The organism is bacterium (assembly GCA_037143175.1).
GTDB lineage: Bacteria > Verrucomicrobiota > Kiritimatiellia > CAIKKV01 > CAITUY01 > JAABPW01.
Window position 1 is genome coordinate 1 of record JBAWZF010000030.1, and the last position, 13335, is coordinate 13335.

Consider the following 13335-nt stretch of genomic DNA (forward strand, 5'->3'; position numbering starts at 1 on the left):
GCGTCGTCCGGCTCTTCGCCATGCAATGCGGCACTTCCGCCGAATACAGGGTCCGAGTCCCGGCCCCACGCCCCTTGCCATCCTTTCCGACGCTCACGTCGTACCCGACAAACAAAACGTGATCGGCCCATTCCCGGACACGTAATCGAATGGAGGCCTTCCCACTGTTCGGGCTCTGGAGCCGGGGTTCATATCGGAGCCAGTCCTCCCCGGCCGGGTTCGGCACAGTGGATGTGCAATCGTGGCAGACCAGCACGACGTTCCGACCGGCCCGCGCGTGGCGATCCAGATCGGCCAACAGGGGGAGGAACGTGTCGAACACGAAGCCAAACCCCCTGCCGTACCCGTACCCCTCGACATTGTTTATCCGTTTTCCGTCTGCCAGGACGGTCTCCAAGGTATGCGCCACGGCCAGTTCCTCGGCTCGTGTCCCGGTGTCGATCACGATGCTCTGCACCTTTTCCCAACCATCCGCCTGGATCACATCGCGCAACGTCTGCCAGTTGTGGATCCCCGTCACCGGCATGATGTTTGCCATCCGTCCGGATTCCTCCAACTGCAACCGCAAGCGCGGCAGCGATTCATCCAGGTCGATGAACGCGACCGGCCCCGGCAACTGCGACGCCAGCGTCGTCTTGCCGATTCCGCCAGGACCATAAATCAACACCCGGTGTCCGCTCGTTGTAGCCACCTGTCCAAACTGCACCGCCTTTCTCATCTGTGCCATCGGCACCGCCGGTGGCGCCAACACCCTCTGCCTGCCTGTATTTCCCAACTTCATCTCCGTCATATCTTCCTTTCCTTTCTTGGTTTCTCTTGTTTTCACGATCTTCACCCTCTCCCTGTCGCAGATCCGCCTGTGGCGGAGGAGGGGAGAGGGCCTGCCCTGAGCCCGGTCGAAGGGGTGGGGGTGAGGGTTGCTTTCTCCTCTTTTCCCCCTGATTTGGTCTAATGTCTGCAGTCTGCAGTCTGCAGTCTGATGTCTGCCTACTGGCTCAACTCCCCATGCACCTCCCCAACCACAAACCCCGCTGGCGGATGCTCCGCATCAATCACCGCGTTCTGCAGGCAGAACCCTGCGTAGTCACAGAGTTTGCAGGTCATTTCCCCGACATTGCGCGGCCAGCCGTGCTCGGGACGCTTCGTACGGCGCGCCTCACCGCGGCAGGAGAGGATCTGACGGGCGAGTACCTGCCGCTGAACTTCGAATTCGGCCAGGTCATCTTCGAGGATCGGCACTTCGCGCCTGGCGAAATAGAATTCCGGACGATCCTTGGTGTCTGCCCCAAGCCGGTCGCCGAACTGCTCCGCCGTTTCGCCCTGCTTCTGACGGATCGCCGGTTTGCGTGCTACGTCATAGATCACGAGCGCCACATCCCACCCGAGCGCGCGCGCTGCCAGGACGTACTGCATCACCTGGGCATTCCCGCGCAGGCGTAACCAATAGTCACTGTCGGGGGCGATGTCGCAGCCGGCCGTCTTATGTTCCACCAGGGCCAACCGCCCATCGTGCATGACGGCAAGCCCGTCAATTTTGCCGGCGCTCTCGAATGTGCGGGATCCGGCCAGCGGGTGACGGAATTCAACCTCCGGGTGTACGCTCTTGATTGGATCAGCCGCATAGCAGGTGTAATAACCCGCCAACATCCCAGAGAGGGTGGCTAGTTGCACTTCGCCCAATTCCGTCTTTCCATCCAGGGCGGCCGCAAAGGCGGCCTCCAAATCCGCGCCCGTCCAACGTGCCTCCATTGCCGCATGCCAGGCCGTCCCAAACCGCAACGCATCAGCGTCCACAGTTCGCTTCATTCCAATCTCATACCGCCAGTAATGCCGCCGCGGACACCCCAACAACGTCGCCATTCTCGTCGCCGTCAATAATTCCTTCATCGCATCTCCCTTTCATGTTGCATGGCAACACGATTGCAAGAAGGAAGGGGGCGCGCCATTTCTGGCGGTCGAAATGTCCACAAAATGTCCACACCCGCAAAAGGGTTGGATGGGCTCATACCCCTATAAACAAAGGCCGTTGCGGCCTTTTGAGCTTCTTAAGAAATAGGGAAAATATGTGGGAAAATGTCCACAAAATGTCCACTCGGTCGTCCAAATGTCCATTTTCGACCAAATGTCCGCAAAATGTCCGCGAAATGTCCGTAAAAAATGTCCAAATGTCCAGAACCGCGCAGCTCGCAGCACCATCCTGGCCAATATTTACGGGGGTTTCGCTCGAATGTCCGGACAAATGTCCAAATGTCCACAAAATGTCCAAATGTCCGCATTTCCAGACAAAAATGTCGCAAAAATGTCCGCACGAATGTCCAACAAACCATCCGGCTCTTATTTGCGCCCAGCCGCTAGGTTTGTCCGATGGCCCGGCGATATCGCCGATGAAGAGCGACTGCACGTGTCGCGATGTCCACAGCTCTCATCGCGTCACCATGTACTGCCTGTCTATAATGTCGGTTGGCTTCGCTCAATCGCATCCAAGGTGCTTTGTCGGGGGTCTTGCGCGCCGTTTCAATGTCCAAACGTGATAGGGCCCTAAACGTTTCCCTGTCTGTCGCATGTTTCTTCCGTTCCAGGTTGTAGGCCTGCACCAAATCATCAGTTGCGCCCCGGTTCGGGTTCAACTTTGAACACCGTAATGCGGGCGCAATGGTGGCCAGTGCGATTTCCGCAGCTTGCTGGGCAACCGTGGCAGTGGTGTCATCACCCTTCGCTACTTTCTCTTTTCCTCTACGTCGCCCACTGTGGGCGTCAGTATGGCGATCCTTACCGCCTTCAGTCGCCGTCGGCCCAAAAGGGAATTCCTCCTGTAAACGCACGTCAAACGCCCTTGCTATCCCACCGGCGCCGAAAGTCGCTATCGCCTCATCTCTGCAAGGCTTCACTCTATATCCGCCAGCATGCCGGGTCACCCGCACCCGCACATCCATGGCCTTGTCTCTTTCGATTCTCTTTACCCAGAACTCGACGCTTTCCCCCTCTATCCTCGCGTCCATTTCCGGGCCTTCGCTGATAAAATTCAGAGTGTTGATGAAAGCTCGCTCTGCCGCCTGGATGCAGCGCCGCATCAGATCGCGGTTCTTTTCCGTCTCACCCGGGTCATCAAAGGGGTCCATTCTATGCCGGTCGCACTCTGGTAACCGGGCCATGTTGTGCTTTTGCATACACATCAGCAGGTAGTTCTGCAGGTGCTTCCGGTAAATCCCTCCAACCTGTAACTGGTGCTTGCTTAAGGCGCCGAAGAGTTCCGTGTGATCCAGAATATCCCCGTTCAGTGCCAGCATGGCCGCCCGCGCCCGGAAATAAACCGTCACATGGAGGTACGCGAAACTCGATTCTGGCTTTTCCAAAAGCTCAACAAGTCGCCCCACCGTATACCAGGGGAAGGCGTTCATCTCATGCTCGACATTCGTCAATGGTCGTAGAATCTGCGGTACACGTTTTTCATCCAAATCGGCAGGGTAGAAGATATCCCATTCAGCACGAAGAAACTCGCAACATACAGACATTTGCACTTTCCTTCCAACATTCCACATGACTGCAAAGAAAATGAGCCACAAACATCTCTCTAATGTTCGTGACCCATAAATTGTATCTGACAACGAAAACAATCATTTTAACAACCCAAAAGCTATCAGTAAAGCGTATCTCAAAAAAATCAGCGAAAAGCTGAATTTTTTGCGAATGCACTATTATAGTGGGTAGTCATTCTTTCGCTGATGTGTTGCCCTATACGCATGACTGTTCGTTCTGCATCCCCGCAACGTTGTCGGCTTGGGGCGGCCATACGAGAGCGCCGCCGTGCCATCGGCCTGTCCCAGGAGGATTTGGCTGAGCTCATTGATTGCCATCGCAATTACGTTGGCACCGTTGAGCGCGGCGAACAGAACGTCACCTTTGACCTGCTCATGCGTTTCGCCAAGGCGCTCGAGACGTCTCTTGGGACGATCATCAATTCTGCCAAACTTTGACCGCTATATTGTCCAATTCGTGACACCGGACTAATACATTCGCTGATTCAGGATGAGCGTCGGTCACTGCCCACTGTTTTCCGCCCACCCACCATCACCACGATCTTTCCCTTTTGTCCCATCAGTCCCATCTGTCTTCTAAAATCTCAAGTCTGATGTCTGCGGTCTATGGTCTGTGGTCTGTTCTCCTTCTCCTCCCACCCCCAACTGCTTCCCCACTGTAGTAGCCGCTGCCTGCGGTGAGCGCAGTCGAACCGTCCCCGGCGGCATTCTTTGAGCCTATTTGTAAATAAGTAAACCGAAAAATAGATAATAAACTATATTGCTTTAATGTCGAAAATATGATGTATTATTTAAGTATGAAGATCAATCAACAGTTAGCCCAATACTTGGAGCAGATTCTGGGGAAAACCGCGGATCTGGGGCCACTTCCTGCTGATCGGTTGTCTGGACTGCCTGTTTTCCTGACTTCTGACTACCATTTCATAGAATGGCGTTGGCTTGATCAGTTGCTCATTCTGGCCCAGGTGGAATCTGATAAGGAGGGGCCATCCGCGGCGGACCTCAAATCCATCCATCATCTCCTGACGAATCAGTTCAAGTGTCCGGTGGTCTTTGTGTATCCGACCATGGATGCCTACCGCCGCAATCGCTTTGTCCAGTTGGGTTTGCCTTTCGTTGTGCCTGGACTCCAACTCTTCATCCCTCCGTTCATCAGTTTGTGCGAGAAGTTCATGCGTACAGTAAAGGCCGTGAAACTCTCCGCCGCCGCCCAGGTCGCGGTCCTGTATCAACTCTACCGTCCTCAACCCGACGGAACCCTGCTGAATCAATGGGCCGAATGGCTGGGCTATTCCGCCATGACCATGACCAAGGTGCGCGATGAACTGGTTGCTCATAACCTTTGCATGAGAGAGGAGGGGGCCAAACCGCGCGGGCTCCGGTTCCTTCATCAAAAACGCGCCTTGTGGGAAACCGCCCTGCCAACCCTGCGATCTCCTGTCGGACGTGCTCATTGGGCCAAATTTCAAAAACCGCCGTCTGAATTGCGTCTTGCCGGGCTCACCGCCTTGTCAAAACACAGTCTGCTGGAAGACGATCCTCTCCCCACCTATGCCTGTTATGGCAATGCCTGGAAGAAACTGATTGATCTTCCCTCTGTAACGGAAGTGGGCCATGTTGAGGAAGCGTCCGCCCGAGTTGAGTGCTGGCGCTATGATCCCGGACTCCTGGCAGGGGCGGACATGGTGGATCCTCTTTCTTTGTTCCTAAGCCTCGCAGATTTTCCCGATGAGCGGGTGCGTCTGGCTTCCAAATCTTTATTGGAGGATATGCAATGGTAACCGGGATGGAAACCTTCAAGCATCATTTTGTTGGATTCGAGGATTCATTCGTCCTCATCGGCGGCGCGGCCTGCGATGCCTGGTTCACGAGTTTTGGCGGCCGTTTTCGTGCCACCAAGGATATTGACATGGTGTTGGTTCTGGAAGCCGTTCAACTTCGTTTCTTTTCCCGCTTCTGGATGTTCATCAAGGAGGGGGGATACGAAATCGGACAGCGGTCCGACGGCAAACGAACCTATTTCCGTTTCATCAAACCTGCCAGGGCGAAATATCCCAAGATGATCGAACTCTTCTCTTCGGCACCCATGGAAATTGAGATTCTGCCGGGACAGCATGTCATCCCGATTCCTGCCGACGAGCACCTCTCTAGTCTTTCAGCCATTCTCATGGATCCCGATTATTACGGGTTTATCATGGGCCAGAGAGATTTGGTGGATGGTCTCCCACTCATAAAGCCCGCTGGGCTGATCGTACTCAAGGTCCGCGCATGGCTGGATCTCACCCAGCGCCGCTCGCAAGGTGACACGAAGGTCAAGGATGACGATGTGAGCAAGCACCGGGCGGATATTTTCCGATTGGCTACACTCCTGCCGGTTGGCGAGAAACTGGATACCCCTTCAGGAATATTGGATGACCTTAAAACCTTTCTGGCGATTTTTCCTGCCGAGTCGCCCGAATGGACAGCCATCCGGCAATCCCTGGACAACAGCGGCATTCGCATGACCCCGTCCGATTTGATCGGCATCATGAAAACGTATTTTCAGGTGAAACCTTGAACACCCTGCCGTCCCCTGGTCCCTCCCTCTGAAATCTCAAATCTCACGCTTCACGTCTCATCTCTCTGAAATCTCAAGTCTACAGTCTGCGGTCTATGGTCTGTGGTCTCACCTTTCCGCTCACCCCCCAAGTCACCCCCCAAGTCACCCCCCAAGTCAGACGGCTGATTGCGGTGATCCGTCCCATCTGTCCGCTACGTCCGATTCCCCATCAAACACTTCCCTCTCACTGCATAAACCGATGTGTCACCCCAATACCCGGTAAAAGCATCTGTCCACTGCTGAGCGTGATGAGGGTGGGGGCCTCTTCCTCCCGGTCACTCGCACTCATTTCAACCCGCTCCACCGGAACATCTCTCTTCTGCTCCCGATTCCGCAGGAACCGCCCCAAGGTCAGTACCATGCTGTCTATAAAAATTGGTGCGCCCATATTCATTCCTCCATCACTCAAATCTATTACTTTCCCGCAACCCTATCACAGGGGGTCGGACATATAGTGTCCTGGGGTCGAATTATCTTCTCCCTCTTCCCGCCAATACATTTCTCATGTCTGGCCAGCAACCCTGTCAGTCTCTCGGCATCCAGACTTTTCACCCAGTTCACACGTGTCGCCACCGATTCCTCCTGCCGCACCCTGTGGAACGGGCAACTTGTGGCATTACGGTTGAGCGGGCAGTCCAGTATCAGACTCACGCATCTCAACTTCATCTCCATCACTTCATTGGCATCACGTTCAGCATTTGTCATACGCGCCGTTCCTTTCATACTCTTTATCTTTGGACAGTATGCCGTCTGATGGTGTACAGATGATGTCCGTCAGATTAAATTTATGACGGACAGTTTTTGACCGTCTAACCATGTAACTATGGAGGGATGAGCATCGTGAAAAGAAACAAGTCCCAGTTTTCCCGCCTTCTCGAACTCGACAAGCGCATCCGTCAGGGCCTTTACCCCAACTGCCTCAACTTCTCCGCCGACTGGGAAGTCTCCCAGAAGACCGTCCAGCGTGACATTGACTTCCTGCGCGATAGCCTGAACGCCCCGATCGACTACGACCGCGAGAAAAAGGGCTTCTACTACACCACCACACAATGGTTCATGCCATCTATCAGTGTCAGTGAGGGTGACCTGGTGGCCATACTGGTGGCCGAGAAGGCCCTTGAACAATACCGGGGGACCCCGATTGCCGCCGAACTGGAGCGGGTCTTCAGCAAGATAACCGACCTACTGCCCGATAAGATCACAGTCCGGCCGGAACTCATCTTCAACAAGTTCAGCTTTACCACCCCGCCGACGCGTGCCATTGATATGGAGACCTGGTCGACAGTCGTCCGTGGGCTGGTGAACCAAAAATGGCTGTCTCTGGTCTATCGGAGCCCTGATAAAGGGATTACGCCCGGGCGGATGATCGCGCCACTGCATATGGCCAACCTGCAGGGGGAATGGTACCTGTTCGGCAAAATCGAAGGTGAGGACCGCGTCCGCCAGTTCTCCATCGGTCGTATCCAGTCAGTCAAACTGACCGACCGTTCATTCGATACACCTGCCGATTTCGATCCCAAGACGCTGCTCGCCAACACGTTTGGCCGTTTTGTCCTGAATGACCACAACCACAGCGTCCGGCTCCTCTTTAACAAAGAGGTGGCAACCTGGGTCCTGGAAAAGCAATGGGGCCCCAAGCAGGTTATCCGCAAGAGGAAGAACGGCGACATAGAGCTCTCCTTCTCCGCCGCCGGTGTCTACGAGGTTTTCCGCTGGGTAATGGCCTGGGGCCGCTGGGTCAAAGTTCAGGCCCCCGGCGAACTCAAGAAAATGGTCGATGATGAGATTACGGCCATGTGCAAGGTCCGGCGGAAGAAGAGGAAAGGATGACTGGGATGAAAAAGCAGGAAAACCAAAACGATATCGTCATCTATAAGGCCAAAGATGGCAGGACGTCGCTGGAAGTCAATTTGGCGCAAGATACCGTATGGCTGAATCAGACTCAGATAATGGCTCTCTTTCAACGTGATCAATCGGTCATTTCCAGGCATATTCGTAACCTGTTCTCTGAAGGCGAGTTAGAACAGGAAAGCAATATGCAAAAAATGCATATTGCTGATTCAGCCAAACCTGTGATTCTGTACAGTCTTGATGTGATTATCTCTGTTGGATATCGGGTGAAATCGAAACAAGGTACCCAGTTCCGCATCTGGGCGACCCAGGTGCTCAAAGAACACCTTCTCCGGGGCTACACGGTTAACGAGAAGCGCCTGCTGGCGCAGAATGCCCGGCTTCAGGAATTGCAGAAGACCGTGGAACTCATGGGACGCCTGCTCGAAAACCATGAGCTCCAGAAGGATCAGGCGACCGGTCTGTTGAAAGTGATCACTGATTATGCCCTTGCATTGAGGCTTCTGGATCAATACGACCATCAGCGGTTAACGTTTCAGGGAACGACGACTACCCCGGCATATATTCTGACCTATGAAATGGCTATGGACGGTATTGCCAAGCTTGGCCGGCAGGATGGAGCCAGGGGCAGTTTGTTCGGTCGGGAAAAGGATGCGTCATTCAGAAGTTCAATGGCCACCATCTATCAGACCTTTGGCGGAAAAGATGTTTATCCTAGCCTGGAGGAAAAGGCCGCGCACCTGTTGTACTTTGTAGTCAAGAATCATTCATTCGTGGACGGGAACAAACGCATTGGTGCCTTCATGTTCCTGTGGTTTATGGAGGCCAATGCCATTCTTTACGGGACAGAGGGTCGTAAGCGGATCGGGGATAACGCACTGGTGGCATTGACACTTCTGATTGCGGAAAGTCGGGCCTCCGATAAGGATACCGTTGTCAAGGTCATCGTCAACCTGATCAACCGCGAGAACCTCTGATTCGCCCCAAGATATCAGTTCAATCATGTACATCCTGTCTATCTCCGCCTCAGGCGGATGCGCCTGTGGAGCACATGTTGAACCTTTCCTGATCGCAGCCAAACCGCCGCAAAATCCCTGAAATTATTATGAACACTCAAGACCGATACCGCGGTACCGTGATTGGCCTCGCCGTTTGCGATGCCTTGGGCACCACCCTGGAATTCAAGCCGCCTGGCAGTTTTAAGCCAATAACCGATGTTGTCGGAGGCGGCCCATTTGGCCTCAAACCTGGCCAATGGACCGATGATACCTCCATGGCCCTTTGCCTGGCCGAAAGCCTCGTGGAAAAACGAGGCTTCGACCCGGTCGATCAATTGGAGCGGTATGTGCGCTGGTACCGACAAGGCCACTTCGGTTGCACTGGCAGGTGCTTCGACATCGGAGGCACCACCAGGTCCGCCCTGGAGACCTTTATAGCCACTCACGCCCCCTATTGCGGGTCCACCAATCCACATGCCGCCGGCAACGGTAGCATCATGCGGTTGGCGCCAGTGCCCATGTTCTTTGCCAGCAGCGCGGTCGAGGCCATCGAGCGTTCCGGAGACAGTTCCCGCACAACTCACGGTGCCAGTACCTGTGTGGATGCATGCCGGTATATGGGCGGACTCATTGCAGGGGCACTCAACGGGGTAGGGAAGAACGATCTTTTGTCCGATCACTGGGCGCCAATACCTGGATACTGGCACGCACACCCGCTATGTCCGGAAATAGCCGAGATCGCCGCCGGCTTATTCAAACTCCGTAATCCGCCAGAGATCAGAGGCACAGGGCACGTTGTCCGATCCCTGGAAGCCGCGCTCTGGGCATTCCACAAAGGCAACGACTTCCAGGAGGGTGCCTTACTGGCCGTCAACCTCGGCGACGATGCCGACACGACCGGCGCAGTATATGGCCAGATCGCCGGCGCCTTTTATGGCTACGATGCCATCCCCAAGTCATGGCGGGACATCGTGGCCATGAAAGATGTGATTTTGGCGTTCGCAGATAAATTACATACACTGTCCTCCAGTGGATCTGTACAAGGAGAATAAACGATGAAAATACTCGGAATCTGTGGTAGTCCCAGGGGCACCAAAAGCCAAACCCGTGCCTTACTCGAAACACTACTGGCCGAAGCCGCAACCAAAGGGGCCCAGGTCGAATTCGTCGATCTGGGCAAGGCTCGGATCGGCTTCTGCCAGGCTTGTGAAGCCTGTCATAAGGGGCCTGACTGTGTTCTGAACGATGACTGCCGGGCTATCCTGCGCCAGATGCTGGAGGCGGATGGGATCGTGCTGGCATCTCCGGTCTACCTCGACCACGTTACCGCCCAAATGAAGGCGCTTCTTGACCGTACCAGCCACTTTGTCCACTGCCTGCGGCTGACCGGTAAATATATGGCCGCGCTGACAACCAGCGGCGGAGGAGGCGGTGAGGCGACGATGGCGTTCATGAAACGATATGCCGTGACGGTAGGCGCGCAGTTTGTTGGGGGCGTTGATGCCCGAGTGCCGTTGAGCGAATCCGATGTCGTTGCCGCCGGAAGGCTGGGCAATGAGCTGGTCGCCGCGATTTCGAATAAACAGTCATGGCCGGATCAGGCTCAGGCCATTCAGTCCCAGCAGATCCGTTTCCGCAACCTCATTGCCTTCCACAAAGATCACTGGCCCTACGAGTACAAGTACTGGCAGGATAAGGGTTGGATGTGATGTTATGAGGTATGGGAAAAGAGGTAATACCTTTATATGAAGGTAATAAAGAGGGTAATGTCTGGCTTTGTATTGGCTAATAGGTATGGGTAATAGCTCATTTATGTTGACTTATTCGCTATTCGCGAATAGCGTATCTGCATGATTATCAAGCCACAAGACATCCTTGTTGTACTCAAGTTGCTGGCGACAGAATGGCCGGGGAGTTTTGCCTTGATGGGAAAGCAGTTAGGGATTAGTGCCTCTGAAGCCCATGCCGCCTTTCATCGGGCCCGCAGCGCTGGGCTTATCCATCCAGCAACCTATCAACCCAACAGATTCGCTGTGGCGGAGTTTATGATTCATGGGTTGAAGTATGTGCTGCCCGTTCGACCAGGGGGGCGAACCAGGGGGATCCGTACAGGTTTTGCTGCAGCCCCACTCTCCAGTCATTTCCGGGTCTCAGATGATGATCCAGATATTCCCGTTTGGCCGGACCCGGAAGGCGAGTCAGCTGGTTTGGAAATTCGCCCCATCTGCCGATCGGTCGCTGTTGCGATCCGGCAGGATCCGGCGCTTTATGAGTGGCTTGTCCTTGCCGATGCCCTGCGGGGGGCAGGACGTGCCCGAGAGCGGGAATTGGCCGAGAAAATTATACGCGAACGATTGGAGTACTATGCGCCCCGTTGATATTCAGAGGGCGTGAACATTCTGGCCTTGCTTCAGTTGTCAGCTTTTCGAGATGCACTGCCAGGCCATCTCCCCTCAGATGATGCCAGTCAAGCGCGCCTCCCCCTTCTTGTCCAGCGCTTGGAGCAGATAGCATCGCTTGCTTCACCAAAATCACACTAAGATCACGAGCATTATATTTCCCCCAATTCTCCGCCACAGGCGGATGCGCCCGTGGCGCACCAGGAAGAACCGTTTCTGAATTTTTCTGCGGTGTATCTCCTCCCCCTCACCGTATTCCTTCAAGAAACCGTGGCGTTTATTTTCTCCACATGTACTCGTGTGGAAAAATTAACGCCACATTTGCATTTTCTTTCCCGGCCTTCGTAGCCTTGGCGAAGTAGGCTCGGTGTCTCGGAGTCTCGAGCGAAGCGGGTGGTAAACATCTTCCCTTCGCGATCTTTGCGAGCTTCCATGGCCGCCGGCATGTCGGACGGAGTATCGTAGGCTGCTGTTCAAAAATCCTACTCCGGATTTCTTCGCTTCCCTCAATCAGCCTGCCCTCCGTAGTCCCGCCTGCGGGACGAAGGAGGGTGGTGAAGTCCCTCTTCTCTTCCCGGAATCACACGGACGCTATTTGTCCGTGCCCTTATGCGAATATACCCCCATGAAAACACAAAAAGCGTCTCAAAAAGATTACGTTCACATGGTGGTTATCTTGGACCGTACCGGCTCCATGGATTCGATCCGTGACGACACCATCGGTGGATTCAACACATTCCTGAAGAAGCAGCAGGCGGAGCCTGGCAAGGCAACGCTCTCCCTGATCCAATTCGACTCCCAGGATCCCTACGAGGTCATTCACAAGTTCATGCCTCTGGCGGATGTCCCGGAATTGACGCGGGAAACATTTGTGCCTCGCGCCAGCACGCCGCTGGATGCCATGGGGCGGGGGATCAACGACCTGGAGGCTAGTCTGGCGGCCATGCCGGCCAAGGCGCGGCCCGCTCGTGTGGTCATGGTTATCATCACCGACGGACAGGAGAATTCCAGTCGTGAATTCACCAAGGGTCAGGTGGAGAAGATGGTCAAGGTGAAACAGGATAAATCCGACTGGCAGTTTGTCTTCCTGAGCGCCGATCTGGCCGCCATCAATGATGCCGTCAAGACTGGTATCAAGATGTGCGCCTCGATGGCCTTCGATAAGGATGCCCACGGAACCTCGGCGGCCTTTTTCAGCGCCTCGGAACGGATTTCAGATTACCGTGCCAATCGTGTTCCGGCCGTTTCCTTCAACGAAGAGGACCGCGCCCAGCAGAAAAACGAAAAGAAACGGTGAGGGAAGGGGATAGCGATGCACACGCTTGGTAACATGACAAAATCGTTGAACCGCTCGGCGTTCTATCTCCATGGCTTACAAACACGGTTTGAGTTGCCGATATTTGAAGGTTCTAGCTACTCAGACGCTTATCTCGCCTTCCTCCGCACCATCACATTCCTCCGGATGCTCAATGTCTCGGAAGAATCCCTGCGCGACCTTTGGCGTCTTGAAAAAAAACTACTGCAACTCCTGCACGTGGATTCAACCGGTTCACCCACATGGTTCCTTGACGCCTGTGCTCAAACCACGGATCTAAGCCACCGGTTACTTCTAACGAATCATAATATGGGCGTTAAACTTTCGCCTCGGATGATTCAACTCGGATTGGACTTCGGCCAGGGCTTACCTGAGTTTTTCCCTGGCAAGGACATGGGAGAAGATGTGCTGCGGGTTCTGGGGGAATATTTGAAGCTCTACACGCGCATCCAATCTGAGGTGAAAATTGAAGTCCCCCTCATGCGCGACGCCACGCGCTGGGCGGCTAGGGTGAAATAGTGGGACCTTGGTGATAAATTGCCAGTCCCGTTGCCGACTATTGAATTGTTCGAGATGGGTGAGCGTGATGCTTTAAGTGGTAAATCGAAATCGTTGGACCAGTCATTGGTAGATTTTC

General features: G+C 54.5%; 15 protein-coding genes. 10 read left to right on the forward strand and 5 right to left on the reverse strand.

The features are described from left to right. From WCI03_09940 to WCI03_09950, 3 genes are all read right to left on the reverse strand, one after another. The coding region (locus WCI03_09940; GenBank protein ID MEI8140174.1) for an AAA family ATPase at positions 1–826 on the reverse strand (826 nt) is incomplete at its 3' end. A gap of 161 nt (positions 827–987) precedes the next feature. Beyond that, positions 988–1887: a PD-(D/E)XK nuclease family protein gene (locus tag WCI03_09945; GenBank protein MEI8140175.1), complete on the reverse strand. Its 900-nt coding sequence runs from the start codon at positions 1885–1887 to the stop codon at positions 988–990. Positions 1888–2351: 464 nt separating this feature from the next. Beyond that, positions 2352–3512, reverse strand: a complete 1161-nt coding sequence (locus tag WCI03_09950; GenBank protein MEI8140176.1) for a hypothetical protein — start codon at positions 3510–3512, stop codon at positions 2352–2354. A 228-nt stretch (positions 3513–3740) separates the two neighbouring features. Here WCI03_09950 and WCI03_09955 point away from each other — a divergent pair, with 228 nt between their 5' ends. The 3 genes from WCI03_09955 (at position 3741) to WCI03_09965 (ending at position 6093) form a co-directional block, all read left to right on the forward strand. Next, on the forward strand, positions 3741–3974 hold the full coding sequence (locus WCI03_09955) for a helix-turn-helix transcriptional regulator (protein MEI8140177.1): 234 nt from the start codon (positions 3741–3743) through the stop codon (positions 3972–3974). 359 nt (positions 3975–4333) lie between these two features. Continuing rightward, the gene (locus WCI03_09960) at positions 4334–5317 is read left to right on the forward strand and encodes a hypothetical protein (protein MEI8140178.1); all 984 of its coding nucleotides are present in this window, start codon (positions 4334–4336) and stop codon (positions 5315–5317) included. Then, positions 5311–6093 (forward strand): hypothetical protein, encoded by a 783-nt coding sequence (locus tag WCI03_09965; GenBank protein MEI8140179.1) that lies wholly within the window; start codon positions 5311–5313, stop codon positions 6091–6093. Before WCI03_09960 ends, WCI03_09965 begins: the two co-directional genes overlap by 7 nt. A gap of 226 nt (positions 6094–6319) precedes the next feature. Here WCI03_09965 and WCI03_09970 read toward each other — a convergent pair whose 3' ends face one another. Together WCI03_09970 and WCI03_09975 are read right to left on the reverse strand one after the other, a co-directional pair. Beyond that, positions 6320–6523: a hypothetical protein gene (locus WCI03_09970; protein MEI8140180.1), complete on the reverse strand. Its 204-nt coding sequence runs from the start codon at positions 6521–6523 to the stop codon at positions 6320–6322. Between the two features lie 26 nt (positions 6524–6549). After that, a complete protein-coding gene (locus WCI03_09975; protein MEI8140181.1) occupies positions 6550–6840 on the reverse strand; it encodes a hypothetical protein in 291 nt (96 codons plus the stop codon). Positions 6841–6975: 135 nt separating this feature from the next. Between WCI03_09975 and WCI03_09980 the strand changes: the two genes are divergently transcribed. The 7 genes from WCI03_09980 to WCI03_10010 all read left to right on the forward strand — a co-directional run bounded on the left by WCI03_09980 (position 6976) and on the right by WCI03_10010 (position 13217). Beyond that, positions 6976–7965 (forward strand): WYL domain-containing protein, encoded by a 990-nt coding sequence (locus tag WCI03_09980; protein MEI8140182.1) that lies wholly within the window; start codon positions 6976–6978, stop codon positions 7963–7965. 5 nt (positions 7966–7970) lie between these two features. After that, positions 7971–8963 (forward strand): virulence protein RhuM/Fic/DOC family protein, encoded by a 993-nt coding sequence (locus WCI03_09985; GenBank protein ID MEI8140183.1) that lies wholly within the window; start codon positions 7971–7973, stop codon positions 8961–8963. A gap of 128 nt (positions 8964–9091) precedes the next feature. Beyond that, on the forward strand, positions 9092–10036 hold the full coding sequence (locus WCI03_09990; protein ID MEI8140184.1) for an ADP-ribosylglycohydrolase family protein: 945 nt from the start codon (positions 9092–9094) through the stop codon (positions 10034–10036). 3 nt (positions 10037–10039) lie between these two features. After that, positions 10040–10693, forward strand: coding sequence for a flavodoxin family protein (locus tag WCI03_09995; GenBank protein ID MEI8140185.1), 654 nt, complete (start codon positions 10040–10042; stop codon positions 10691–10693). A 141-nt stretch (positions 10694–10834) separates the two neighbouring features. Further along, positions 10835–11362, forward strand: a complete 528-nt coding sequence (locus WCI03_10000) for a hypothetical protein (GenBank protein ID MEI8140186.1) — start codon at positions 10835–10837, stop codon at positions 11360–11362. 646 nt (positions 11363–12008) lie between these two features. Continuing rightward, positions 12009–12680, forward strand: coding sequence for a vWA domain-containing protein (locus WCI03_10005; protein ID MEI8140187.1), 672 nt, complete (start codon positions 12009–12011; stop codon positions 12678–12680). Positions 12681–12713: 33 nt separating this feature from the next. After that, a complete protein-coding gene (locus tag WCI03_10010) occupies positions 12714–13217 on the forward strand; it encodes a hypothetical protein (GenBank protein MEI8140188.1) in 504 nt (167 codons plus the stop codon). Positions 13218–13335 lie beyond the last annotated feature (118 nt).